Annotated in this window: 22 protein-coding genes; 16 read left to right on the forward strand and 6 right to left on the reverse strand. The window is 59.6% G+C overall.

Annotated elements, in window-relative coordinates; translation table 11 throughout:
• Positions 1–65: 65 nt before the first annotated feature.
• The 9 genes from hflX (at position 66) to atpC (ending at position 8,415) form a co-directional block, all read left to right on the forward strand.
• Positions 66–1,418 carry a GTPase HflX gene (gene hflX, locus LJD29_RS11185; RefSeq protein ID WP_446745841.1) on the forward strand — a complete coding sequence of 451 codons (1,353 nt, stop codon included), beginning with the start codon at positions 66–68 and terminating at the stop codon, positions 1,416–1,418.
• Positions 1,419–1,670: 252 nt separating this feature from the next.
• Complete coding sequence (locus tag LJD29_RS11190; RefSeq protein WP_446745842.1) at positions 1,671–2,138, forward strand: F0F1 ATP synthase subunit B; 468 nt, start codon at positions 1,671–1,673, stop codon at positions 2,136–2,138.
• A complete protein-coding gene (locus LJD29_RS11195; RefSeq protein ID WP_446745843.1) occupies positions 2,135–2,839 on the forward strand; it encodes a F0F1 ATP synthase subunit B in 705 nt (234 codons plus the stop codon). The genes LJD29_RS11190 and LJD29_RS11195 overlap by 4 nt, the downstream gene beginning before the upstream one ends.
• Positions 2,839–3,378 (forward strand): ATP synthase F1 subunit delta, encoded by a 540-nt coding sequence (gene atpH, locus LJD29_RS11200; RefSeq protein ID WP_446745844.1) that lies wholly within the window; start codon positions 2,839–2,841, stop codon positions 3,376–3,378. Before LJD29_RS11195 ends, atpH begins: the two co-directional genes overlap by 1 nt.
• 84 nt (positions 3,379–3,462) lie before the next feature.
• Positions 3,463–4,989 (forward strand): F0F1 ATP synthase subunit alpha, encoded by a 1,527-nt coding sequence (atpA, locus tag LJD29_RS11205; RefSeq protein ID WP_446745845.1) that lies wholly within the window; start codon positions 3,463–3,465, stop codon positions 4,987–4,989.
• 6 nt (positions 4,990–4,995) lie between these two features.
• Positions 4,996–6,078, forward strand: a complete 1,083-nt coding sequence (locus tag LJD29_RS11210; protein WP_446745846.1) for a F0F1 ATP synthase subunit gamma — start codon at positions 4,996–4,998, stop codon at positions 6,076–6,078.
• A gap of 7 nt (positions 6,079–6,085) precedes the next feature.
• Positions 6,086–6,514, forward strand: a complete 429-nt coding sequence (locus LJD29_RS11215) for a hypothetical protein (RefSeq protein WP_446745847.1) — start codon at positions 6,086–6,088, stop codon at positions 6,512–6,514.
• A gap of 23 nt (positions 6,515–6,537) precedes the next feature.
• On the forward strand, positions 6,538–7,974 hold the full coding sequence (gene atpD / locus LJD29_RS11220; protein WP_446745848.1) for a F0F1 ATP synthase subunit beta: 1,437 nt from the start codon (positions 6,538–6,540) through the stop codon (positions 7,972–7,974).
• A 12-nt stretch (positions 7,975–7,986) separates the two neighbouring features.
• Positions 7,987–8,415 (forward strand): ATP synthase F1 subunit epsilon, encoded by a 429-nt coding sequence (atpC, locus tag LJD29_RS11225; RefSeq protein ID WP_446745849.1) that lies wholly within the window; start codon positions 7,987–7,989, stop codon positions 8,413–8,415.
• Positions 8,416–8,480: 65 nt separating this feature from the next.
• On the opposite strand, the gene LJD29_RS11230 is transcribed toward atpC, so the two are convergent.
• Positions 8,481–10,187, reverse strand: a complete 1,707-nt coding sequence (locus tag LJD29_RS11230) for an aspartyl protease family protein (protein ID WP_446745850.1) — start codon at positions 10,185–10,187, stop codon at positions 8,481–8,483.
• 142 nt (positions 10,188–10,329) lie between these two features.
• Between LJD29_RS11230 and LJD29_RS11235 the strand changes: the two genes are divergently transcribed.
• The 3 genes from LJD29_RS11235 to LJD29_RS11245 all read left to right on the forward strand — a co-directional run bounded on the left by LJD29_RS11235 (position 10,330) and on the right by LJD29_RS11245 (position 12,707).
• Positions 10,330–11,088: a Stp1/IreP family PP2C-type Ser/Thr phosphatase gene (locus LJD29_RS11235; RefSeq protein ID WP_446745851.1), complete on the forward strand. Its 759-nt coding sequence runs from the start codon at positions 10,330–10,332 to the stop codon at positions 11,086–11,088.
• Between the two features lie 143 nt (positions 11,089–11,231).
• Positions 11,232–12,152 carry an MBL fold metallo-hydrolase gene (locus LJD29_RS11240; protein WP_446745852.1) on the forward strand — a complete coding sequence of 307 codons (921 nt, stop codon included), beginning with the start codon at positions 11,232–11,234 and terminating at the stop codon, positions 12,150–12,152.
• A 126-nt stretch (positions 12,153–12,278) separates the two neighbouring features.
• On the forward strand, positions 12,279–12,707 hold the full coding sequence (locus LJD29_RS11245; RefSeq protein ID WP_446745853.1) for a hypothetical protein: 429 nt from the start codon (positions 12,279–12,281) through the stop codon (positions 12,705–12,707).
• Positions 12,708–12,839: 132 nt separating this feature from the next.
• Here LJD29_RS11245 and LJD29_RS11250 read toward each other — a convergent pair whose 3' ends face one another.
• Genes LJD29_RS11250 through LJD29_RS11265 form a run of 4 tightly spaced genes read right to left on the reverse strand, consistent with a single transcriptional unit; the run spans position 12,840 to position 16,242 of the window.
• On the reverse strand, positions 12,840–13,766 hold the full coding sequence (locus tag LJD29_RS11250; protein ID WP_446745854.1) for a dihydroorotate dehydrogenase: 927 nt from the start codon (positions 13,764–13,766) through the stop codon (positions 12,840–12,842).
• Complete coding sequence (locus LJD29_RS11255) at positions 13,763–15,511, reverse strand: alkaline phosphatase family protein (RefSeq protein ID WP_446745855.1); 1,749 nt, start codon at positions 15,509–15,511, stop codon at positions 13,763–13,765. The genes LJD29_RS11250 and LJD29_RS11255 overlap by 4 nt, the downstream gene beginning before the upstream one ends.
• A 45-nt stretch (positions 15,512–15,556) precedes the next feature.
• On the reverse strand, positions 15,557–15,967 hold the full coding sequence (locus LJD29_RS11260) for a type II toxin-antitoxin system VapC family toxin (RefSeq protein ID WP_446745856.1): 411 nt from the start codon (positions 15,965–15,967) through the stop codon (positions 15,557–15,559).
• Positions 15,964–16,242 (reverse strand): antitoxin, encoded by a 279-nt coding sequence (locus LJD29_RS11265; protein ID WP_446745857.1) that lies wholly within the window; start codon positions 16,240–16,242, stop codon positions 15,964–15,966. Before LJD29_RS11265 ends, LJD29_RS11260 begins: the two co-directional genes overlap by 4 nt.
• A 66-nt stretch (positions 16,243–16,308) precedes the next feature.
• On the opposite strand from LJD29_RS11265, the gene serS reads away from it, so the two are divergent.
• The 3 genes from serS to LJD29_RS11280 all read left to right on the forward strand — a co-directional run bounded on the left by serS (position 16,309) and on the right by LJD29_RS11280 (position 18,740).
• The gene (gene serS / locus LJD29_RS11270; protein ID WP_446745858.1) at positions 16,309–17,637 is read left to right on the forward strand and encodes a serine--tRNA ligase; all 1,329 of its coding nucleotides are present in this window, start codon (positions 16,309–16,311) and stop codon (positions 17,635–17,637) included.
• On the forward strand, positions 17,634–17,987 hold the full coding sequence (locus LJD29_RS11275; protein ID WP_446745859.1) for a hypothetical protein: 354 nt from the start codon (positions 17,634–17,636) through the stop codon (positions 17,985–17,987). Before serS ends, LJD29_RS11275 begins: the two co-directional genes overlap by 4 nt.
• Before the next feature lie 69 nt (positions 17,988–18,056).
• Positions 18,057–18,740, forward strand: coding sequence for a LolA family protein (locus LJD29_RS11280; RefSeq protein WP_446745860.1), 684 nt, complete (start codon positions 18,057–18,059; stop codon positions 18,738–18,740).
• A gap of 235 nt (positions 18,741–18,975) precedes the next feature.
• On the opposite strand, the gene LJD29_RS11285 is transcribed toward LJD29_RS11280, so the two are convergent.
• On the reverse strand, positions 18,976–20,322 hold the full coding sequence (locus tag LJD29_RS11285) for an ArnT family glycosyltransferase (protein WP_446745861.1): 1,347 nt from the start codon (positions 20,320–20,322) through the stop codon (positions 18,976–18,978).
• 127 nt (positions 20,323–20,449) lie between these two features.
• On the opposite strand from LJD29_RS11285, the gene LJD29_RS11290 reads away from it, so the two are divergent.
• On the forward strand, positions 20,450–23,956 hold the full coding sequence (locus LJD29_RS11290; protein ID WP_446741635.1) for a trifunctional glycoside hydrolase family 18/polysaccharide deacetylase/glycosyltransferase family 2 protein: 3,507 nt from the start codon (positions 20,450–20,452) through the stop codon (positions 23,954–23,956).
• Positions 23,957–24,099 lie beyond the last annotated feature (143 nt).

Consider the following 24,099-nt stretch of genomic DNA (forward strand, 5'->3'; position numbering starts at 1 on the left):
CTTCACGCAGCCGGGGCATTCATGCCCCGGCTGCGTGCCAGAGTTTTTTGTCCATGAGGGGAAGTTTGGAACGCGCTCTGCTGGTGGCTGTAGATTTCACCGGCCAGCGTCGCCGTTTGCCCTCGACCGCAGCTCTTGCGCGCGAAGCCGCGCTTCTGGATGCTGAATCAGACGCACATGCGTCTGCTGCTGTCACCTTTTCCGATGTCACGGAACGGCTGGCGGAGTTCAGGGAACTCGTCACCTCAGCAGGTGCCGAGGTTGAAGCAGAGGTCATTCAGCGCCGCCCCAAGGCTGACCCCGCCACGCTGATCGGCAGCGGCAAGGTGGAAGAGCTTGCCGGGCTCGCCGCTTCGGCACAGGCCGATGTCATCCTCTTCGATCACGATCTTTCTCCAACGCAGCTTCGTAACCTGGAAGAGGCTTTGCCCTGCCGAGTTCTCGACCGCACCCAGCTCATACTCGATATTTTTGCCCGCCACGCGCGGACGCGTGAAGGCCAGCTCCAGGTAGAGCTTGCCCAGCTTGAATACATGCTGCCCAGGCTGACCGGCCGTGGCAAGGCGATGTCGCAGCTGGGCGGCGGAATCGGCACCCGTGGTCCCGGTGAAACGCAGCTTGAGACTGACCGGCGGCGCATCCAGCGCAGGCTGATCCAGTTACGGCAGGAGATCGAGAATGTTCGCCGTATCCGCGCGCAGCAGCGACAGCGCCGCGAGTCTGTGCCGGTTCCGACGGTAGCGCTGGTCGGCTATACGAACGCCGGTAAGAGCACGCTCTTCAATCAGATCACGCAGGCGGGGGTGCTCGAGTCCTCGCGCATGTTCGCGACGCTCGACCCGAAGCTGAAGGCGATGCAGCTTCCCAGCCGGCGCAAGATCCTGCTGTCGGACACGGTCGGATTCATTCGCGACCTGCCGCACACGCTGGTGACCTCCTTCCGGGCCACGCTTGAAGAAGTGCAGAAGGCAGAGGTCCTGTTGCATGTGCAGGATTGTTCCAGCCCTGCGCAGGACGAGCATCGCGCCGAGGTCGAAAAAGTACTCGAGGAACTGGGAGTCCTCAGCAAGCCACGAATCGAAGTCCTGAACAAGATCGACCTGCTGCCCGCGGAGGAGTTAGAGAGCCTGAAGGGCCGTGGGGCTGTCCTGGTCTCGGCGAAGACGGGGGCCGGCATCCAGGCGCTGCTTGAGAGGGTCGATGAGTTTTTGGTGGCCGACCCGATCGTTGAGCAGCGGTTCGAGGTGCCTCAGTCGCAGGGAGACGTCCTGGCGGCGCTCGGCGCCGGGGCGCTGATCAGAAAGCGTGAGTTTGTGGCGAACAAAGTGGCGATGACCGTCACCGGCCCCGCCTCTTTACTGGGCAGGTACCGCCAGTATCGCGTTTTCGGGGCTGAAGAGAATCAAGAAACGGGCTGAACTTTCAGGAAGCGGAGGTAAGTCCCGAATATTCAGCCCGTCTGGACCCTGAACCGGGTCATAGGTGATATCTTGAGTGTACGCCGGTGACCCATTGAGTCAAGAGTTTTCAGGTATCCTTGTTTGGTGAGGCGAAGCCTGAAACGGCCGGTGCGGTGTGCCTCATTGACACCCGATTTTTATCTTTGTTAAAAACCTAGAGTTTCAACAAACCTTTCCAAGAGATTCCACCCGGTAGACTTCGGCGAAATCATGGTTAACGAAATGCTGCGCCAACTCGGCGATCTGATGCTCGGCTCTGTGCCGACGATGATCATTTTCCTGGTGCTGGTGCTGGCTTACAGATTTATCTTGTTCAATCCCCTGTCACGCGTTCTGGCGGAACGCCGTGAGCGTACGCTGGGAGCGGTTGAGAAGGCGCATGCCGCCATCGCCGCCGCAGATGCGAAGACTCAGGAATATGAGGCGAAATTGCGCTCGGCGCGCGCGGAGATCTTCCGCCTGCGCGAACAGCGCGTACAGCAGTGGACGGCGCAGCGCGATGCGGCCCTGGCCAGCGCCCGTTTTGCCGCGCAGGAGCGGGTTGAGCAGGCCCGTCACGCGATCGAAGCCGATGCCGCCGATGCGCGGCGTCAGCTGCAGGGCGCAGTCGACCAGCTTGCAGGCCAGATTCTCCGGGCAGTTCTTCCTTCGGAGCATGCGGAAGGAGTAACCCGTTGAAAAAAAATCTGAACGTGAAGTTTCTCGTACTGCTGCTGGCATCGTTCTTCGTGCTGACCACGGCGAACGGCTTTGCACGCGCCCAGGAAGCTCCTGCTGCCACTGACGCATCCGGCGCCCAGAAAGACTCCTCGCAGCCGGCGGCGGAAGACTCCGAGAAGGAGATGGATTCATTTCGCCATGCCGCTCCGGTAGTTGCTCTCGCCAATAAGACGGGCATGCCGGTCGAGACGATGGCCAAGATCTTCGAGGATCTGAACTCGGGCATCCTGATTGCCGTCATCCTGTTCTTCGTTCTCAAGATCGTTCCCAAGACCTTCCGCAAACGCTCGGAGACACTGCAGCAGCAGCTGGTGGAAGCGCGCACGGCTACCGCCCATGCAAATGAGCGTCTCGCGGTCGTCGAAGAGCGCCTGTCGAAGCTTGGCGTCGAGATTGACAGCATTCGCGAGCAGTCCGAGCGCGATAGCGCAGGCGACGAGAAGCGCATCCAGGAAGCGCTCGAGGAAGAGCGCAAGCGTATTGTGGCCTCGGCCGAGCAGGACATTGCCGCGGCACAGTCGGCGGCGCAGCGCGGACTCAAGAAGTTTGCAGCGGAACTCGCGCTCGAGCGCGCGAAGCAGCAGATTCACCTCGGTGTAGAAGGGGATCGCGCATTGATTCACAGCTTCGGCGAGAGCCTGAAGGGGGACCGGAACTGATGGCAGCTTTTGCGGCAAGGTATGCACGCGCACTGGCGGATGTTGCGGCCCACGAGCACCTCGACCGTGCTGTGATCGAGAGCCAGCTGGCAGATTTTGGCGCAGCCTGGAAGGAAAGCTCCGACCTGCGCGAGGTCTTTCTCGATCCGACGATCCCCTCGGAGCAGAAGATCGCCATTCTCGACAAGCTCAATGAGCGCATGGCACTCTCTGTGCAGGTACGAAACTTTCTTGCGGTGCTGATCGACCACGCCCGCCTGAATGCCTTTTCCCAGATCGTGAAAGAGTTTCGCCACGAGATGAACCGGCGGATTGGGATCGCGGAAGTGGAAATCACCACGGCGCGCGCTCTCGGTGAAGAGGAGCGCCATGCGCTGGCCTCGCAGATCGGCTCGCGGGTGGGGAAACAGGTGAGTGCGACGTATCACGTGGATGAGTCCCTGCTGGGCGGCGTGATTGCACGTGTCGGCAGCACGGTGTATGACGGTTCGGTTAGAGGACGGTTGGAGCGGCTGGAAGATCAGCTCGTCAAGAATTGAGCGGCAAGAGTTAAGCGGCGCGAATCAAGCTGTGCGTCGGCTATAGAGATTTGAAGATTTAACACCCAGGTTGGAAAGTGGAGCATGGCTCAGATAAAGGCAGACGAAATTACTGAGCTCCTGAGGGAGCAGATTGCGAACTACGACGCGAAGGTTCGCGTAGATGAAGTGGGCACGGTTATCTCGCTCGGCGACGGTATCGCACGCCTGCATGGTCTCGACAAGGTTATGGCCGGCGAGCTGCTTGAGTTCCCGCACGGTGTTTCGGGCCTCGCCATGAGCCTCGAAGAAGACCAGGTCGGCGCTGTGCTGATGGGCGAGTACACCGAGATTCGCGAAGGCGACCAGGTGCGCCGCACCGGCAAGATCCTGAGCATTCCCGTCGGCGAGGCCATGATTGGCCGCGTCGTCAATGCGCTCGGTGAGCCGATCGACGACAAGGGCCCCATTGCCACTACCGAGACGCTGCCCATCGAGCGCCTGGCTCCTGGCGTCATCGACCGTCAGCCGGTTCGCGAGCCCATGATGACCGGTCTCAAGGCCATCGACTCGATGATTCCGATCGGCCGCGGACAGCGCGAGCTGATCATCGGTGACCGCCAGACCGGCAAGACCGCCGTGGCGCTCGACACCATCATCAACAGCGCGAAGAACAACCTGATCTGCATCTACTGCGCCATCGGTCAGAAGCGTTCTTCGATCGCCCAGGTTGTGCAGACGCTGACCGAGCATGGCGCGATGGATTACACCATCGTCGTTGCCGCTTCGGCCTCCGAACCCGCTCCGCTGCTTTACCTCGCGCCTTATGCCGCGACCGCGCTCGGCGAGTACTTCCGCGATAACGGCAAGCACGCGCTGGTGATCTACGACGATCTCTCCAAGCACGCGACCGCTTACCGCGAAATCTCGCTGCTGCTGCGCCGTCCGCCGGGCCGCGAAGCTTACCCGGGCGACGTGTTCTATCTCCACTCGCGCCTGCTCGAACGCTCGGCCAAGCTGAACGATGAGAAGGGCGGCGGTTCGCTGACCGCGCTGCCGATCATCGAAACGCAGGCGGGCGACGTCTCGGCCTACATTCCGACGAACGTAATCTCGATCACCGACGGACAGATCTTCCTGGAAACCGATCTATTCAACTCGGGTATTCGTCCTGCCGTGAACGTCGGCCTTTCGGTTTCGCGCGTCGGCTTCTCGGCTGCCATCAAGGCGGTCAAGCAGGTCGGTTCGACGCTGAAGCTCGATCTCGCGCAGTATCGCGAACTGGCTGCCTTTGCGCAGTTCGGCAGCGATCTCGACAAGATCACGCAAAACCAGCTCAACCGCGGCAAGCGCCTGACGGAAATCCTGAAACAGCCGCAGTTCCAGCCTTTGCGCGCTGAGCAGCAGGTGGTGATCCTGTTCGCCGGAACACAGGGTCTGCTCGATGACGTTGCCGTGGACCAGGTAGTGCCCTTCGAAGCCGGTCTGCACAAGTTCATGGATTCGGGCCACTCGGCACTGCTGAACGATATCGCCACCAAGAAGGCGCTCGATGACTCGATCAAGAGCCGCCTCACCGAAGCAATCAAGGAATACAAGGCAAACTTCCAGGCGGAGCATCCCGCGAAGTAAGGACCCATGGCGAACGTTCTCGATTTACGACGGCGCATTCGCAGTGTGAAGAACACGCGCCAGATCACCAAGGCCATGAAGATGGTGGCCGCGGCCAAGCTGCGCCGCGCGCAGGAGCGCGCACTCGCATCGCGGCCGTACTCGGCGATGCTGGCTGGCGTGCTCGAGAGCCTGAAGCGGCGTATTGAAATTCACGATCCTTTCACGGGCGACCTGCGGCATCCGCTGCTCGAAACCCGCGAAGAGAAGCGCATTCTCGTGGTTGTCGTCTCCGGCGACAAGGGCTTTGCCGGCGGCTTCAACGCCAACATCGTCAAGGCCACAACCCAGTTTCTGAACAAGAACGGCAAGAAGGAAATCGACATCGAGGCGATCGGCCGCAAGGCACGCGACCAGTTCCGCCGCATGTACCGCGATGCCGAGATTCCGCAGGCTTCGGGCGACGAGCACGCAGAGCTGCCGCAGCGCCATCGTTCGGGACCCATCGAGAATTACGGCGACCATACGGGGATACTCAACAAGATCGAATTCGAGCAGGTCCGTGAGCTGGGCGAGGATATTGTCGCCCGCTACTCGCGAGCCGAGATCGACGCCGTGTACATCGTCTACAACGAATTCAAGTCAGTCATCCTGCAGCGCGTGGTGGTCGAGAAAGTTCTGCCCATTATCGAATTCGGACAGCGGCAGGTAGCCGATTCGCAGGAGTTGAGCGCGCAGGACCGCACTGATGCGGCCAAGGCAGCCGCGACCTCGGGCGTGAGTGTTCGCGAAGGCGAGCCCGAGGCGAACGCGAAAGAGTTTGAAGAGGAAGCGAAGAAGTTCGGTACGGCGGAGACGGATTACATCTACGAGCAGTCGCCCGAGGATATCTTCAACGCCATTCTTCCGCGCTACATCACCTCGCAGCTCTACCATGCCATGCTTGAGTCGGTAGCGGCTGAGCAGGCGGCACGTATGACGGCGATGGATTCGGCAACGAACAACGCCTCCGAGATGATCGATTCGCTGACGCTCACGATGAATCGCGTGCGCCAGGCAGCGATCACCAAGGAGATTATCGAGATCGTGAGCGGCGCGTCGGCTATCTGAGAACACGATGAAGATCAGACCGCTGGGCATTGCCGTCATCGTTATCGTTGGGTTTGGCGTGGTCTTTTACTTCGCTTTTGGACGGCAGTTCTTCGGTACCTCGGCGGCAAACCAGCAGGGCGCACAGATTTATGCCCGGCTGCAACAGGTTGAGCAGGATGTGAGGGCAGGCAAGGTCAAGGATCCGAACGATCCTGAGCTTGCCGGTCCGGAGAAGCAGATCGATCAGTACCAGGAAGCGCATGAGCAGGCATCGTTCAACGATTCCATGCTGTATGCGGATCTTGGGACTTACGCCTCGATGCTGGGAACGATGGCGACGATGGATCCGCAGGACGAGAAAGAGCGCGCAGCGAGGCAGAAGGTGGAACACTCGCTCGAAGTAGAGAAGAAGGAAATCGACGGCTATTTAAGCCATCGCTTCAAGATTCAGTAAGAGAACAGGGAAAAACAGCCTTTATGTCAGAAAACATCGGCAAAGTCATTCAGGTATCCGGCCCCGCAGTCGACGTACAGTTCGACGAGACGAAGATGCCGTACATTTACCAGGCGCTGCGCGTGGTGAGCGAAGGGTTCGACGTACCCAAGCCCATCGACGTGATCCTCGAAGTGCAGCAGCACATCGGCGAAGGCCGCGTGCGCTGCGTGGCCATGGAGGCCACCGAGGGCATGGTGCGCGGCATGAAGGTCATCGACACGGGCGCGCCGATCAGCGTGCCCGTGGGCCGCGAAACGCTGGGCCGTGTGCTCAACGTGATCGGCCAGCCTGTCGACGAGCTCGGCCCGGTCAATGCCAAGCTGCACAAGCCCATTCACCGCCCCGCTCCGGCATTCGACGAGCAGTCGATGCAGGAAGAGATGTTCGAGACCGGCGTGAAGGTCATCGATCTTATCCAGCCCTTCCTTAAGGGTGGCAAGGTGGGTCTCTTCGGCGGCGCCGGCGTGGGCAAGACGGTCGTCATCCAGGAGCTGATCAACAACGTCGCCTCCAAGCATGGCGGCTTCTCGGTCTTTGCAGGCGTCGGTGAGCGTACCCGCGAAGGCAACGACCTCTGGCTCGAGTTCCAGGAAGCCGGCGTAATCGATCTCAAGGACTTCTCGAAGTCCAAGGCTGCGTTGATCTACGGCCAGATGACCGAGCCGCCGGGTGCGCGTCTGCGCGTGGCCCTCTCGGCGCTGACCATCGCCGAGCACTTCCGCGACGAAGAAGGCGCGGACACGCTGCTGTTCATCGACAACATCTTCCGCTTCACCCAGGCGGGTTCCGAGGTATCGACGCTGCTTGGCCGTATGCCGTCAGCCGTCGGCTACCAGCCGAACCTTGCCACGGAAATGGGCGAGCTGCAGGAGCGCATCACCTCGACGAAGAAGGGCTCGGTCACCTCGGTACAGGCTGTCTATGTGCCTGCCGACGACGTTACCGATCCGGCGCCTGCAACCACCTTTGCCCACCTCGACGCGACCACTGTTCTCTCGCGTCCGCTGTCTGAGCTCGGTATCTACCCTGCGGTAGATCCTCTGGCTTCGAGCTCGCGTATTCTTTCGCCGCGTGTTGTCGGGCAGGAGCACTACGATGTTGCGCAGGGCGTGAAGCGTATTCTGCAGCGCTACAAGGACCTGCAGGACATCATCGCCATTCTCGGTATCGACGAACTTTCCGAAGAGGACAAGCTCACCGTATCGCGTGCGCGCAAGGTGCAGAAGTTCCTCTCGCAGCCCTTCCACGTAGCCGAGCAGTTCACCGGCATGCCGGGCCGCTACTGCAAGGTTGCGGACACGGTTCGCAGCTTCAAGGAAGTTATCGAAGGCAAGCACGATGACATCCCCGAGCAGGCCTTCTACATGAAGGGAACCATCGAGGAAGTGCTCGAAGCTGCTGCCAAGATGAAGGCGTAACAAGGGGAAACGATGGCAGAGTCCTCCACCAATACATTGCGGGTCCGGTTGGTCACCCCTGACCGCATCCTCGTCGACCAGACGGCGGATGCAGTCGAGGTGCCCTCCGAGACCGGCTACTTCGAGGTGCTCTACGGAGCCGCTCCGCTGCTCGCCGTTCTCGGCGCGGGCGAAGTGCGCCTGCATGGCGGCGAAGCCGAAGGCCAGCGCTTTCACGTGGCCCGCGGTTTTGTCGAAGTGCTGCCGGAGCGCGTGACCATCCTGGCGGAAAGCGCGCAGAAGCCGGAAGAGATCGACACCGGCGCCGCGCAGCAGATGCTCGACCGGGGCCACAAGCTCTGGAACGAGGCCGGCGAAGACGCCGGGAAGTACGCACACGCCGAAGAGGTGATCGAAGAGGCAGAATCCCGCCTCGCGAGCGCCAAGGGCGGCGCGAAGTAGGCCTTCACCATTCAACACAAAAGGGCTGACCATTGCGGTCAGCCCTTTTGTGTTGAATGGGTACTTTAGCGAATGTGTTGATAGCCGCGGTCTGCCTGGTATTCGAAATCCATCAGTCCGTCGCGATAGTCGATCTTCAGCACCAGGAAGTGCAGAATATCGAAGCCAATGAAGCCCGAGATTTCCGTGTTCATATTCCGGCTGATCTCGGGTATGGCGAATGAAGTGATATCGTCAAACTCCTGATTAAAGTGGGAAAAACGGAAGGTGATCTTGTCGGCATCGAAGACCTCGTTCACCTCGCCGGATACGCCTTTGACCTGGATGCGGTCGTCGCGGTGGACCTTGGTGACCTCGCGCGCTGCCCACGGGGCAATCGATGTGCGCCAAGCACCGGTATCGACGATGAAGAGGCGAGTGGTTTTGGCATTTAGCAGCACTGGGACGATCAGCATGTGGCCCTGCCGGTAGACACGGTCCCAGCTTTGCATTTCGGGTGCGATGTACCGGTTGTGCGGCCCACTTGAGACGACTCTCTTCGCGGCAGTCGTCTTGCTGTCTCCCGCCTTTTCATCGTCGCTCTTCCCGTCTTTGGATGCGGTTGTCTCGGTTCCACCGGCCGGGCTTTCCTGCTGAGTATTCAGGCTGGCGGGCGTGGCAGCTGGAGCGTCCGGATAGGGCGGCAGCGGTCCGAGCGTCATTTTGTGCCAGGGGAAGTCGAGGGTGACGAGGAAGTTCGAAAAGACATCCATTCCGATCAGGCCGTCGGTGCCGACGACATTTCGCCGGTCGCTTACTTCAACGAGGCAGTTCTGAAACTCCAGGCTGCCGATCTTGATCGATTTTGCAAATGCCGTGTAACCGCTTTGCCTGCCCTTGTCGCCGATGCCGCCAGTATCCGAGGTAGTGATCGGTTTCAGGTCGGCGCGCTCCGCTACCGAGCGGCTAATGTAAAGACCGTCTGCGCCGGTATCGACGGTGAGGTGCGAGTTCTTGTCGTTGAAGCGTACGTCCAGCCCCCAGCCGCTGATATGTGTCGGGTCGATCATCAGCGGGGTGAAGGGTATCTCAGTGTTTGTGACTTCTGACACCAAATGGCAGCCAGCCTGGTTGTTCTCCATCTGGGAGATGTGATCTTCAAGCACCGCAACTTCGTGCTTCATCCAACGCAGGGAATCCGCATCTCCGCTACCATCGCCGATCAGCTTTTTGAGCTCCTCGATTCGCTGGCGGATGGGCAGAGTCTGGATCCACTCGCGCCGGATATTGGGATCGTAGGGATCGAGCTGGTGTGCCAGCTTGAGTTCGCTCGCGGCAGAGGCCCAATACGAGGTGAAGCGAAAATAGTGCGCCATCGCCAGGTGAGCCGGCGGATAACAGGGATCGCTCATATAGGCGAGCGTCAGCGTTTTCTGAGCGTCCCACGGCGTGCCCTTGCGATGCTGGACCCTGTACATCGCGGTAAGGATCGGGGCCGAATGGGGTGCGTTCTGCAACGCGGCTTTGGCCGTCGATTCAGCTTCGTCGATTTTTTGCTCGTCCAACAGCACATCGATCAGGCCGGCGATGGCGACAGGATCTTTAGTCTTGACGATCTCCTCGCGGTAGAGAGACTCCGCGACGCTGTAGTTGCCGATGATGGAGGCTGTCTGCGCTGGTGTAAGCGGATGCGGGCCGGCGATCTTACATTCGGCAGCGTGAGAGGTTTGGCAGAGAAAGGCAGGCACAACAAATGCCAGCAGAACAAAGAGCGTACGAACACGGGTACACATAAGTTTTTGGCCCACGATATCGCGAAAGTTGCCGGGGAGCAAGAGAATGCTGAAAGCTCAGAAAAATCTTTCTCGGAATGGGAAGTAGTCACCAACCCCGCCGCCGAAACGTGTATCTTTGACGACGGTGCACTCGGTTTCGATGACGCAGCTGGTATATCTACAATCCGCGGGCCTGACAGATATTGGCATGGTGCGGCGCAGCAATGAGGATGCCTTTGGAATCGTTTCCGAAGCGGGCATCTTCGTCGTCTGCGATGGAATGGGCGGCGCTGCCGGCGGGGAAATCGCCAGCCACCTGGCCGTTGAGGTAGCCACGGAAAAACTCTGCGGCTCTGGAGCCGATAACCTGCGCGCCGGCATGGAAGCGGCGATCGCAGCGGCCAACCGCCAGGTCTACAGCCGTGCTTCGTCCGATGCCTCCCTGCACGGCATGGGAACTACCCTGGTAGCCGCCATCGTGCAACGGACATGCGCCATGATCGCGCATGTGGGAGACAGCCGATGCTATCTCTTCCGCGCCGGAGAGCTCACTCGCCAGACAAAGGACCACTCTCTTGTCGACGAGCAGGTCAGAATGGGGCAGATCACCGAAGACGAAGCCGAACGGTCTCCTCTGCGCAACGTGATCACTCGCGCCATTGGAACGCAGCGCTCGGTCTCGCCGGAGATCTCCGAGCTCGCGCTCGAACCTGGAGACATTCTCCTGCTTTGCTCCGATGGGTTGACCCGCGAACTGCCCGATGAGCAGATCGCGGCGGTCATTGCCCACGGCCGCAGCCTTGAGGAAACCTGCCATGACCTGATTGAGGCGGCGAAGCAGGTGGGCGGACGAGACAACATCACCTGCGTGCTGGCCAAGGTCACGTCCGGTGAGGAATCGTTGCCGGAATTTTCCTAGCTTTACTAAGCTTGTCATCCCGACGAAGGTGAAGGATGCCATTTACTGAGTCAGCTCCCTGATTTCAGCCGGTTGTGTCCCAGGATGGTTCCTGCCGGGGCTTTCAGTCTTCCTTCCACACGCGAGAAGCGTATTCTTACAAAATGGTAAAGATGACGGTATTGGCCAGCGGTTCCAAGGGCAATTGCACCGTTGTCTCCAGCTCACGCACCCGCATCCTGGTCGATGCCGGCGTTTCCTGCCGCGAGATCTTCAAGCGCATGCGTGCGGCGGAGGAAGATCCCTCCACGCTGGATGCCATCCTGATTACTCACGAGCACCAGGATCACGTGCAGGGGCTGGCTGTGACCGCCCGCAAGCTGGGTATTCCGGTGTACTTTACCGAGCCCACCCATCGTGCCTGGGTCCGCTGCGTCACTCCTCGCAAGAAAATGACTTATGCCGAATGGCTCGAGGAGCGGAAGCGGCAGGCGGCTGCGCCATCGAATCCTGAGATCGATGAACGCGAGGCCTTCGAAGAGGAACAGGCAGAGCCGGAGAAGGCTAAGGCCGATCCCGCGGCGCTGCCAGGCGTGGAATATTTCTCGGCGGGCGAAGAATTCTGTATCGGTGATATTGCGGTGAAGCCCTTCACGATTCCTCACGACGCTGCCGATCCGGTGGGGTTCGTTTTCGAAGCGGAAGGGATCAGGATTGGACTGGCGACAGATCTTGGCTACATGCCCTCGCACGCCGCCATGCGGCTGCGCCGCTGCGATGTGCTGATGCTCGAGTCGAACCACGACCTGGATATGCTAAGGGACGGCCCGTATCCCTGGTCGGTGAAGCAGCGGGTGATGTCGCGCGTCGGACATTTGTCGAACCACGCAGCTGCGGAATTTCTGGAGAAAACGTATGATGGTCAGGCCGCTTACGTGATTCTTGCTCACCTCTCGGAGAGCAACAATCTTCCTGAATTGGCAAGGGTTGCGGCCGAATACGCACTGCGCGAGCGGATGAACCTGTTGGGAAACAAGGTCCTGCTTGCGACTCAGGATGTACCCCTGGCATCTATTACGCTATAGCGCCTTGATATACTGAACGTATCTTTTCGAGTTCGGGTATTTGAAAAAAATGTTTGATTTTTCTGATACCGCGCTATATTTGCCGACATCGAAAGGGTGAATTGCTCGAGGATTAGGCTTTCATCTATGAAGGAATGCACCGATCAGGTTGTAGGAGATATTCTCTCCAGTTGGCGTTACGACATCTCCGGGATCTCGCCCGAGATGCGCACCGACTATGAGAGCCATCTGACGGAGTGCGATCACTGCCGGCGGAAGCAGCAGCTTCACCGCATGATCGACGTTGTCCTGATTGGATTGAGCACGGTGTCGGTGCTCGCCTTCCTGTTTGCCATCGCCATCATCCACCGCTTCGAGCCGCTCCGGCAGTGGGCACTGGTCATGCACCTTGACCACCGTTCGGTCGCACTGACGCTGCAGATGGGGGCTTTCGCAGGCCTGCTGGTTTCGATCGTCTGCTGGATTCTGATCGCGATTGCAACGCCCGCCCCGGTTTATTTGACCGGCATGGCGCAGTCGCGGCTGCATGGGCGTTTGCCTCGCAACGTCGCCTAAACGTTTCCGCTTTAAATAGTTCTCATCCCGTACGTAGTGAGGGGCCTGCATTTCTCCCGCACGGGCACCCTTCCTCCCACCCAAGCAGAGCTTGGATGGGGCACCTATTTTCGTGGCGATCGAAAATAGGTGTCAGCCGCGTGTCGTATCCAGCTTGCCGGTAAGATCCGCGGCACGCTCGACGTGGTGCCGTGCGCACCAGTGCTCCAGGCCACGGGCGATGCGCTCGACGGCGCGGGGATCGGCGTAGCTGGCTGTTCCCACCTGTACTGCTGTCGCTCCTGCCAATAAAAACTCCACCGCATCCTCCGCCGAGGTGATTCCTCCTAGTCCCAGGATGGGAATCTTCACCGTCTTCGCTGCTTCCCAGACCATCCTGACCGCGATGGGCTTGATCGCCGGGCCGGATAGTCCCGCCGTGACATTCGCGATGCGCGGACGGCGCGTTTCGATATCGATGGCCAGCGAGACGAAGGTGTTTACCAGCGAGATGGCGTCGGCTCCGGCGGTCTGGCAGCAGGCGGCCATGGTCGGGATCGAGGTGACGTTGGGAGAGAGCTTCACGATCAGCGGGCGGGTCGCAATGGCCTTGGTCGCGGTGACCAGCTCGTCGAGCGAGGCGGGATCGGTGCCGAAGGTCATGCCTCCGTGATTGGTGTTGGGGCAGGACGCGTTGATTTCGTAGGCGGCGATGCCGGGCGCGTCATTGAGCTGGCGGATCACTTCCACGTAATCCGAAACCTGGTAGCCGAAGACGTTCACGATGACGGCGCAGGTGGGGTAGCGGCTGAGGCCGGGCAGCTTCTTCTCGATGAAGGCCTTGACGCCGATGTTCTGGAGCCCGATGGCGTTCATCATGCCGGCTGGCGTTTCGATGATGCGGGGCGCCTGGTTACCGGCCATCGGTTCGAGCGAGACGCCTTTGCTGACGAAGCCGCCGATCTTGTCGAGCGAGACGATCTCCTCGAACTCGATGCCGTAACCGAAGGTTCCGCTGGCCGCGAGGACCGGGCTTACCAGCTCGATGCCGCAGAAGGTAACCCGTTGATCGCTCTTCACTTCTGCGTCCCTGAGGCGGCCGCGGCCTTCTTGCGGACGGTGGTGTGAGTGGTGCGGCGACCGCGCTCCGGCGCGGGCTTGGGATAGGTCACAGCCGAGTCCGGCTTCATGGCCTGCGTGAGAATGTGCCCGACCGAGGCAGAAGGCTGGTTCAAGCCCAGCAGCGACGCGAAGGTCGCGGCGATATCGACCGGCTCGACGCGTCCGTGATAGATGCCGGGATTGAACGGCGCGCCGTAGAGCGCCAAAGGCACATGACGGTCGTAGGAATAGGGCGTGTAGTGATTGGTGCCGGTCCCTGTCGCCGACGCTGCCATCTGGAAGGCCTGTGGAACGACCATGACGTACCAACCGCCGTTCGGGGTATAGCTGTTGCCCAGGATTTCGCCGAAGGGTGTCGAGGGATAAAGTCCTTCAGCCATCTGCTGGCGGGTGTAGCTGCGAAAGAGATGCGGCTGCGGCGGCAGCTTGCCCATCGACGGAGCGTTGCTGTCCGCGGGCTTGGCCATACCCTCAAAAGCCGGCTGCAGGAAATTCTGGACTGCCGTTTCCGCCTCCTGCTCGTTGATGCCAGCGCGCTCGAAGGCGGGCTGGTTGAGCGCAAGGTAGGGCAGCGACTGATGGCTCAGCATGTACTCGACCTTCTCGCCCGGAGAGAATTTTTGATTCAGCGAGAAGTTCAGGTCGTCGGTCAGCTTCTTCATGTCGATGGTGGCGGCGTTCAGGCCCATGCGTGCGGCATTGAGCGGTACGGGCGCGATACCGTGGTCGGCGGTAAGCGCGATCCAGACGTTGCCGAGTCCGCCTTCGACGTTTTTATCGAGCCATGTAAAGAAGCCGTCGAGGTCGGTATCGACAGCATCGACCATCTGGCGCTGCTCGTCGGAATCGGGGCCGACGCGATGGCCGAGGATGTCGGTCGAGGAGATGCTCAGCGTGAGCATGTCAGTGGTTTCGTGCTTGCCGAGCTGCGCGCCGGTGATCAGGGCCTCGGCGAAGTCGATTTCATAGCTGACAGCGGCGGGTGTTCCGCCTACCTCGTTGTAGAAGTTCTTGGTATTGGGCACGCCTGCTTCCTGCTCGGCCTGCGCGATACGCGGGCCGTCGTCGAAGGCCTGCACGTAGTCGGGCAGCTGCTGCATGTAGTAGCTCGACGTGATGAAGCGGCCTGAGGTCTGGTCGATCCAGAAGGCACCGTTTGCGGTCGCTCCGGCAGGCAGGATGGATGCACGATCCTTGAGAGAGACGCCGTAGACCAGCGAATCGCCACCGGTATCGAGGCGAAGCTCGTCACCGACTGTCGAAGCCAGCAGGTTGCGTGGCGAAGAGCCGGGCGAGGTCTTGCCGCCCTGCGGCACACCTACCAGTGCGTAACGCTCGTCTTCGACCGAGGTGATGGGGCGCTCCTTGTTACGCTTCAAATCCCACCACTCATTGCTGCCGATGCCGTGCCCGTCGGTGTAGGCGCCGGTGCCGATGGTGGAGTGGCCGGGAGCAGTCTCGGTATTGGCGTATTTGTAGTAGCAGTCGGGGAAATCCGCTCCGTGCTCCAGGAAGAGATTGAAGCCTTTGCCCTTGAAGTCTGTGCGGTAGCGCTCGAGATAGTCTGCGCGGAACTGGTCAAGCACCAGGATGACTACCAGCTTGGGGTGCGCGTCGTAGGCCTCGGCGTGAAGCGGTGGGGCAGAGGCAATTGCAAGCGAGCAGGCAACCAGGGAGGCGGCAAAGCGTCTGAGCATGTGCATGGCCCTTTCAGTATCGCAAAGATTGCGTGCTGGGAGGATGAACGGCTATTCCGCCCAGTTTTCGATCACGAGCGGTAGCGTGATGCGGCTGTAATGGCGAGTGTTGTTGGTGACAAGGATTGCGCCCGCGGCCATCGCGTGCGCGGCGATCATTATGTCCAACTCGCCGATGAGATTGCCACTGACGGTAAGGGCGTGCCGAATCTCAGCGTAGTGACCGGCTGCGCCGGAACCCCAATCGAGGACGCGCACTGCATTGAGAAAGTACGGCACCTCGAGCTGTAGACGATGACCATGCGGCAGGCTTCGAATGCCAAAGAGCAGTTCGGCGCGGGTCACTACCGAGAGACAGATAGACCCGGGTAGTATGTGTCGAAATTTCTCGTCAAGCTGACGGCTGCGCTTCTTGATGAGATAGCTGGCAATGTCGGTGTCCAGCATGTAGAGGTGGCTCACTTGCCAAGCTCGTCATCGAAAACACCGGACCGGTCAGGGATACGATTCATGGGGCGTTCTGTCATGAAGTCCTCGGGTGGCTGGGCTGCACGAAAGCGCTCAAAGAGATCGTCCCAGAAATCGGCGGAGCTGGCAGTGGCGCTGAGGGTCACATTGCCGGTAACCTCGTCGCGGGTCGCGTAGATTTCCTTCCCCTGAAAACGGAAGTCGGCAGGAAGACGTACCGCCTGACTGGCTCCGTTCTGAAAGAGACGAACTTTCCGAGTCTGGGTCATGGGTGCCTCCAGTTACACAGTATATATGCCCTGTCTATACTGTGTAGCCTAGTATTCTGGAACTCTATGCTCGATCTGTCATTTGTACGCGCCAACCTGGAAACGGTGGAGGCAAAGCTTCGTGATCGCGGTCAGGATCCCGCTGTTCTTCTGGGCGATTTTCGCACCCTGGACCAGACCCGCCGTGAGCGCATCACCGAGGTGGAACAGCTCAAGGCTCAGCGCAATCGGCTGAGCGAGCAGGTGGGACAGCTGAAGAAATCCGGGCAGGATGCTTCGGCGGTGATGGAAGAGACGCGCGCGCTGAAGCAGAAGATGGACGAGCTTGAGGCTGCCGCGACCGAGTCGGAGAACGAGCTGCGCGCTATCCTGACGCGGATTCCGAACCTGCCGCTGGAAGATGTGCCTGTGGGCAAGTCCGAGCTCGACAATATCGAGATCAAGCGCTGGGGAGATCAGCCGCAGTTCAGCTTTGAACCGAAGCCTCACTGGGAGATCGGTGAAGCGCTGGGCATTCTCGACTTCGAGCGGGCCGCGAAGCTTTCCGGTGCGCGCTTCGTCGTTTACTGGGCCGAAGGCGCGCGTCTGGAGCGGGCGCTGGCGAACTTCATGCTCGACATGCACACCCGCGAGCATGGCTATACCGAGGTTCTGCCGCCGGTGATGGTCAACAGCAAGAGCCTTTATGGAACCGGCCAGCTGCCGAAGTTTGCCGAAGATCTCTTCCGCTGCGAGGACGAGCAGGGCTATGAGCCTGGAGTCTTCCGCGATAACGATCACTGGCTGATTCCGACGGCCGAGGTTCCGGTGACGAACCTTTATCGCGACGAGACGCTTGATGAAACGGAGCTGCCGATTTCTCTCTCCGCTTACACGCCCTGCTTCCGCTCCGAGGCGGGTTCGTACGGAAAGGATGTGCGCGGCATCATCCGTCAGCACCAGTTTCAAAAGGTCGAGATGGTGAAGTTCACCCGTCCCGAGGAGAGCGAAGCCGAGCACGAGAAGCTGACGCGCAACGCCGAAGCAATTCTTGAAAGGCTGGGCCTGCCGTATCGCCGCATGCTCCTCTGCACCGGCGATATGGGTTTCAGCTCGGCTAAGACCTACGACCTTGAAGTCTGGCTGCCGGGGCAGAACGTTTACCGTGAGATTTCCTCCTGCTCGAACTTCGGCGACTTCCAGGCGCGGCGGGCGAATATCCGCTACAAGCCGAAGGGGCAGGCGAAGAGCGCGTTTCTTCACACCCTCAATGGCAGCGGTCTGGCCGTGGGGCGCACCTGGCTGGCGATTCTCGAGAACTACCAGCAGATCGACGGCACTGTCCGGGTGCCCGAGGCACTGATACCCTATATGGGCGGGATTACCACCATCCGCGCGAAAGGGCAGTCGGCATGAAGTTGCTGCGCAGCTATTTTTTCTGGACGTACGAGCGGGGCAGCCTTCACTACGACGTCATGGTCACGCTGATTCTGGCGTTTATCTTCCTGACTCCACGCATCTGGAACTACGGCGATCACCCGCAGCCAGACAAGAGCGCGCGGGGCAACGTGCTGGTCAACGTCGATGGCCCCGGCCAGCTTAGTTACGAGGTGCCGGCTTCGCGCATTCAGCCTGGCGACACGGTGGATAAACAGCTGGAGCAGAGTATCCAGGCAATCTCCGGTCCCGTCACCATGGATCGTTACCAGGTTCTGCAGGAACCGCGCGGCAAGGTCACCGGTTATCGCGTCTGGGCTCACCGTTAAAGTTCTCAGACGCATCTCACAGACTGCATGAGTTTTCAGCCATCCCGAGAGTCGATACGGATAAACCTTATGAAGAGAATCACCGGGCTGCGCACATGGGTCGCGGCCGCTATGCTCGTTGCGCCTCTAGCGCTGACTGCACAGAATGCCGATCTGCAAAAGGTTCTGGGTGACATGGATTCCGCCTCGGCGCGCTTTCAGAGCGCGTCGGCTGATTTTGCCTGGGACCAGTACACCGCCGTCGTCCAGAGTCACGACACCCAGAAGGGAAACATTGCCTTCCGGCGCGTGGGCAAGACCACGGAAATGATCGCGAATGTGAAGACGGACGAGGGCCAGCCTTCGCCCAAGGATGTTCTGTATAAAGGTGGCGAGCTCGACTTTTACGAGCCGAACCTGAAGCGCGAAACCATCCTCAATGCCGGAACGAATTATGAGAAGTATCTGACGCTCGGCTTCGGCGGCAGCGGCAAGGATCTTTCCGCGAACTGGGATATCGACTATCAGGGCAAGGAGACGATCGACGGCGTGGAGACGGCCAAGCTCGACCTGAAGCCGAAGCAGCCGAGCGACCAGTTTTCGCACATCACGGTCTGGATCGACCCCAAGCGCTCAATCTCGCTCAAGCAGCAGATTTTTCAGGCGAGCGGCGATTCGCGCACGGCGATGTATACCAACGTTAAGCTGAACTCGGTTCCGGAGAGTGCGTTCACGCTGCAGCTGGCGCCGGGTACTCAGAAGGTTCGGAAGTAGCTTCACGGCAAGAGCTTCACCGCAAAGACGCAAAGGAAAAGCCACCAGGGTCTGCAAAGGGCCTGGCGGCTTTTTCTTTTGTCTTTGCTCGGACGGGATGTTTGATTCACCACAGAGGATGCAGAGAGCACGGAGGGATTCTTCTTGTGCCGTTGGTGTTCGCTTCGATTGGGATGCCTCTGTGTTCTCTGTGCTCTCCGTGGTGCAACGCATTTTGCGTGCGAAAGCAGGTTCCTCACTTCGTTCGGAATGACAAAGGTTCGGGAGTGATGGCTTTTCTGCCAGATAAGGCGATTGCTCCGAGTGCGATGATCATGGGGAAGCATTCGAGTGTGTAGCGTGGCTCCGGCGCTTCGATGGTCGCCAGCAGGGCGCAGCGCAGCAGGATGAACAGCACGAAGGCCGCGGCCAGCGGCGGATTCTTACGCAGGCCGAACAATCCCAGCACAAGATAGAACAGGTTCAGCGCGGCGTAGGCGATGGCGAAGCGCGTCTCTGCGTGATGTTTTCCGTACTGCCACCAGCGCAGCTCGATCCACAGCAGTTCCGTGCGCGGACGCAGCCACATATCGGCGACGCGTACCAGCGGTAGCACCACATAATAGCGCAGCGGATTGCGCTCGATGCGCTGGGCGGCGAGTTCGCCGAAGCGATCGTCGAGCGCGGGCGTGAGCGAGGTGCTCTTGTTGTAGTCGGCCAGCAGCTGCTCGGTTGCAGTTCGTTCGGCAGGCGTATCGAAAGCTCGCGAGGGCAGGGTCTTGGGATCGACGACATCGCTGTCGATGTTCCAGTAGATCTCCCAGGTGCAGGTCAGGTCGGCGCAGACGGTCTTCGTCCAGCGTTGGAAGCCTGGATTGGTGTCCTCGCCCGGATCGGTCGCGTAGCGCGGAGCCAGCGGCTGGACGACGTGAAACGTCCGCCAGTTGCGGATAGCCCACGGCACGAAGGGCAGTACGGACAGAGTTCCCACCGCGAACGCGTATCGAAGCATGCGCGCCACGCCCCAGCGCTTGCGTCCATACCAGATTACTGCCGGGAAGAGCGCCACGGCCAGCAGCGCGCCATCGGGACGCAGCAGCGCGGCATAGCTCCAGCCGAGCGCAGAGACGGCGGCCCACAGCTTCCCCGGATGCTCGAGAAAGCGAACCAGTGCGTACACCGACACGGCGATAGAGAAGAGCTCCAGCGTCTCTGTCAGCGGAGTAGCTGCGTAGTTTGCAGTAAAAGGGCAGAGGACGGCGAGCCACAGTGCCCACCACGCGGCGCGTTCGCTCCAGATCCGGCGCGTGAAGGCGGCGATGAGCAGGCAGGTGCCGAGGTCGATGGCCGTTTGTGCGTACATCACGGCGTGGTAGTGCTCCATGCCGAAGAGCCGGAAGCAGAGCATGAGAAAGAGCGGATAGCCGGGGAGGCGGATCAGCGTCGGCAGCAGCGATCCGCTCGTGGTGGTGCCATACACGCCGTGCAGCATCCAGTTTTTGGCAATGCTGCCGTAGACCAGCGGATCGCCCTGCACTTCAGGATAGGAATGGATGAACCAGAGACGCAGCGTTGCGCCGGCGATCAGGGCCAGTAAAACCATCCACCAATTGCGAGGCAGCGCTCTTTGCATGAAAAAGAATCATACAAGGATTGCCGGCGGATGATGGCTGCAAGCAAAAGACGCAAAGTTTTTATAAAGTGTAGCTTGGAGCAGACCGAACGTCCTGATGAAGCAGATCTTTTACGATCCCGATCGCAAGCGGTGGAAGCGTCTTCGCCGCGTTATGGATGTTGTCGCCGTCAGCTCGACAGTGATTCTGATCCTGTTTTTCCTGAACGTAGTCCGGCGCCAGACCTTGCCGGAACTGCTATTGCCGGCTCAAAAACGCAACTATAAGGCGTTACGGCAGCCTGTACAAAATGATGCGTTGCATCGCGCTTTGCAGCGTCCGGCGCGGCGGCACACGCATCGCCGCCCTTCGGAGATTCCTTTCAACGGTGACGAAGGGCTGCGTGCCGCGTTCTACACGAATGACGAGCCCAGCTATTCAGCGCTGAAGCAGCATGTTCACCAGATCGACATGCTCTTTCCCGACTGGCTGCATGTCATCTCGCCGGACGGCAACCTGATCGCCGCGACCTCGCTTTACCCGGTGAACCTTTATCGCGTGGTCGATGACAAGAATGTCGTGCACGGCATCGATCCTCAGAACAAGGTTCACAGGGTGATTGCTGCCGCGAAGGAAGATACCGAAGTCTTCCCGATGCTCAGCGATCTGAATCCCGCGAATTCAGAATGGCATGGCGAAATCATTGGGCAAATGCTTGAGAACCCGGCAGCCCGCCACAACCTGCATGTGCAGATCGACAAGCTGCTGGCTTCGAGCTCGAACTATCGCGGCATCTGCCTCGACTTCGAAGAAATTCCCGAAGAGGATCTGAAGCTCTATGCCGAATGGGTCGGCGCGCTGCAGCAGGACCTGCACGCCAAGAACCTGCGTGTATACGTGAATGTGCAGGCGAGTGCGCCGGACTGGTTCCTGAAGGCTCTCGGCAAACAATCTGACGGCGTCATACTGATGAACTATGACGAGCACGAGGACCAGAGCGAGCCTGGGCCGGTTGCTTCACAGGACTGGTTCGAGGCGAACCTGAACCGTGCTCTCAAATCCATCCCCAAGCAGAAGCTGATCTGCGGTATTGGGAACTATGGGTACGACTGGACGCAGCCCTTGCCAGTAAAGGGCCAGAAGCCTTCGAACAAGGTGCTCGATTCCACGGATTTCAGCGTGCAGGAAGCCTGGCAGCGCGCGACGGATTCTGACGCGGATGTGCACCTCGAAGGCGACGAGCTGAATCCGCACTTTGTTTATGACGATGAAGACGCCCATGTGCGTCACCAGGTGTGGTTCCTCGATGCCGTAACAGCATTGAATGAAATGCGTGCCTCGCGCCAGCTTGGCATCAACACCTTCGGCCTGTGGCGGCTGGGTGAAGAAGATGGATCGCTATGGGCGGTATGGGATCATCCCAGCGCCAAAGACGCCCCGCAGGCGCTGACGAATGTACCGCCGGGCAACGACGTCGATACGGAAGGTGAAGGCGATATCCTGCGCGTGATCGCGCGGCCGCAGCTTGGCCATCGCACCATCGATATGGATGCGGACAACTTCACCATCACCGACGAGCGCATGGTGTCGCTGCCCCGCTCGTACACGCTCGAGCAGTATGGCTACAACCCGAAGAAGCTGGCGCTGAGCTTCGACGATGGCCCCGATCCGGTGTGGACGCCGAAGATTCTCGACATCCTGAAGAAGTACAAGGTCAAGGGCACGTTTCTTGTGATCGGCGAAGAGGCCCAGGACAATGTCGGGCTGCTCCGGCGTTATATCGCCGAAGGCCACGAGATTGGGAATCACACCTATACGCATCCCGACATCAGCGAAATCTCTGACCAGCAGATTCGACTTGAGCTGAACCTGACCGAGCGGCTCTTCGCGGCCAAGCTCGGTATCCAGCCGCTCTACTTCCGACCGCCGTATTCGATCGACCAGGAGCCGGATACGAATGACGAAGCTGCTCCGGCCGATCGTATTCAGCAGATGGGTTACACCATCATCGGCAACAAGATCGACACCGATGACTGGAACGAGCATCCGCGCAAGACGCCGCAGGAGATCACCGACGGCGTGCTGGCGCAGCTCGAGCTGATGAAGACGCGTCCGGGCTTTCGCGGCAGCATCATCCTGATGCACGATGGCGGCGGCGACCGTTCAGCAACGGTCAACGCGCTGCCGTTGCTGATTACCACGCTGCGCGCCAGGGGATATGAGTTAGTTCCTGTATCGGAGCTGATGGGCAAGACGACGGCAGAGGTGATGCCGCCCATTTCGCCCCAGCTGCGCTGGCAGGCGCGTATTGATTCGGTTGCCTTCTTCTTCTTTGCCTTCTTCAGCCACTTTGTGGTCGATGTGTTCTTTCTCGGCGACGTGCTGATGAGTGCGCGGCTTATTTTCATCGGTATCTTTGCGCTGATCGATCGCATTCGCCGTCGTCATCCGCCGGCGAGCGATGAGACGCCGCGTGTCGCGGTCATCATTCCTGCATACAACGAAGAGAAGGTGATCGCGCGTACGATTCGTTCGGTCCTCAACTCGGATTACCCGAACCTGCACGTGATTGTGATTGACGACGGCTCGAAGGATAAGACCTTCGAAGTCGCGCAGGCCGCGTATCCCGATGAGATCGCCTCGGGCCGGCTGCTGGTGCTGACGAAGCCGAATGCGGGCAAGGCCGAGGCTCTGAATTACGCCCTGAACTACACGGAAGAAGAGATCTACGTCGGCATCGATGCGGATACGGTAATCGCTTCCGACGCAGTATCGAAGCTGGTCACGCACTTCTCCGATCCGCGAGTAGGAGCCGTCGCGGGAAATGCCAAGGTCGGCAATCGAGTGAACCTTTGGACACGCTGGCAGGCGCTCGAATACATCACCAGCCAGAACTTTGAGCGGCGAGCGCTCGATCTGTTCAACGTGGTCACGGTTGTGCCTGGGGCGATTGGCGCGTGGCGCACCGGCCCGGTTCGCGCAGCAGGCGGCTACCCTATCAACACGGTTGCCGAAGATGCCGATCTCACCATGAACCTGCTCGAGCATGGCTACAAGGTGATCTACGAAGACCGTGCGCTGGCCTTTACCGAGGCTCCGACGACGGCGAATGGCCTGATGCGCCAGCGCTTCCGCTGGTCATTCGGAACGCTGCAGGCGATCTTCAAGCACAAGCAGGCCTTCCGTACGAACCGCGCCATGGGCTTGTTCGCGCTGCCGAACATTCTGATCTTCCAGCTCATGCTGCCGCTGGTGTCTCCGTTCATCGACCTGATGTTTGTCGCCGGGGTGATCCATTACTTCGTCGACCGCTATTTCCATCCCGAGGCCGCAAGCGCTGCCAGCTTTGAGAAGCTGCTCACGTACTTCCTCACGTTTCTCATCATCGACTTCGTTACGTCGGCGCTCGCATTTTCGCTCGAGAGAAAGCATCCGGCGAATAAGGGCGATAAATGGCTGCTTTTTCACATATGGTTGCAGCGCTTTGCTTATCGCCAGGTTTTTTCTATCGTTCTCTTCAGAACAATGAAACGCGCGATTGACGGGCGTCCTTTTGCATGGGATAAGTTAGAGAGGACGGCAAAAATGTCCAGCCAGACGGAGCGAATCACGGCCGGTCAATAACGGCTCGCGCTTCGAATATACAAAAAAGCATCAGTCGATAAAGTCAAGTTAAACGATTCCTGCATTGATCTTTTGCATCTCGATCGCCATTACCTTGGTTTAGAGAAAACAGTGACTGAAGTGCTTTTTAGTAACCTTTACCA

Source organism: Silvibacterium acidisoli, assembly GCA_022870745.1.
Taxonomy (GTDB): Bacteria; Acidobacteriota; Terriglobia; order Terriglobales; family Acidobacteriaceae; genus Silvibacterium.

What these genes read in the sequence shown, in the direction of transcription:
- LJD29_RS11190 (WP_446745842.1), top strand. Translation starts at nt 1,671, where the DNA reads ATGGTTAACGAAATGCTGCGCCAACTCGGCGATCTGATGCTCGGCTCT.
- atpH (WP_446745844.1), top strand. Translation starts at nt 2,839, where the DNA reads ATGGCAGCTTTTGCGGCAAGGTATGCACGCGCACTGGCGGATGTTGCG.
- atpA (WP_446745845.1), top strand. Translation starts at nt 3,463, where the DNA reads ATGGCTCAGATAAAGGCAGACGAAATTACTGAGCTCCTGAGGGAGCAG.
- LJD29_RS11210 (WP_446745846.1), top strand. Translation starts at nt 4,996, where the DNA reads ATGGCGAACGTTCTCGATTTACGACGGCGCATTCGCAGTGTGAAGAAC.
- LJD29_RS11215 (WP_446745847.1), top strand. Translation starts at nt 6,086, where the DNA reads ATGAAGATCAGACCGCTGGGCATTGCCGTCATCGTTATCGTTGGGTTT.
- atpD (WP_446745848.1), top strand. Translation starts at nt 6,538, where the DNA reads ATGTCAGAAAACATCGGCAAAGTCATTCAGGTATCCGGCCCCGCAGTC.
- atpC (WP_446745849.1), top strand. Translation starts at nt 7,987, where the DNA reads ATGGCAGAGTCCTCCACCAATACATTGCGGGTCCGGTTGGTCACCCCT.
- LJD29_RS11230 (WP_446745850.1), bottom strand. Translation starts at nt 10,187, where the DNA reads ATGTGTACCCGTGTTCGTACGCTCTTTGTTCTGCTGGCATTTGTTGTG.
- LJD29_RS11235 (WP_446745851.1), top strand. Translation starts at nt 10,330, where the DNA reads ATGACGCAGCTGGTATATCTACAATCCGCGGGCCTGACAGATATTGGC.
- LJD29_RS11240 (WP_446745852.1), top strand. Translation starts at nt 11,232, where the DNA reads ATGGTAAAGATGACGGTATTGGCCAGCGGTTCCAAGGGCAATTGCACC.
- LJD29_RS11245 (WP_446745853.1), top strand. Translation starts at nt 12,279, where the DNA reads ATGAAGGAATGCACCGATCAGGTTGTAGGAGATATTCTCTCCAGTTGG.
- LJD29_RS11255 (WP_446745855.1), bottom strand. Translation starts at nt 15,511, where the DNA reads ATGCACATGCTCAGACGCTTTGCCGCCTCCCTGGTTGCCTGCTCGCTT.
- LJD29_RS11265 (WP_446745857.1), bottom strand. Translation starts at nt 16,242, where the DNA reads ATGACCCAGACTCGGAAAGTTCGTCTCTTTCAGAACGGAGCCAGTCAG.
- serS (WP_446745858.1), top strand. Translation starts at nt 16,309, where the DNA reads ATGCTCGATCTGTCATTTGTACGCGCCAACCTGGAAACGGTGGAGGCA.
- LJD29_RS11275 (WP_446745859.1), top strand. Translation starts at nt 17,634, where the DNA reads ATGAAGTTGCTGCGCAGCTATTTTTTCTGGACGTACGAGCGGGGCAGC.
- LJD29_RS11280 (WP_446745860.1), top strand. Translation starts at nt 18,057, where the DNA reads ATGAAGAGAATCACCGGGCTGCGCACATGGGTCGCGGCCGCTATGCTC.
- LJD29_RS11285 (WP_446745861.1), bottom strand. Translation starts at nt 20,322, where the DNA reads ATGGTTTTACTGGCCCTGATCGCCGGCGCAACGCTGCGTCTCTGGTTC.
- LJD29_RS11290 (WP_446741635.1), top strand. Translation starts at nt 20,450, where the DNA reads ATGAAGCAGATCTTTTACGATCCCGATCGCAAGCGGTGGAAGCGTCTT.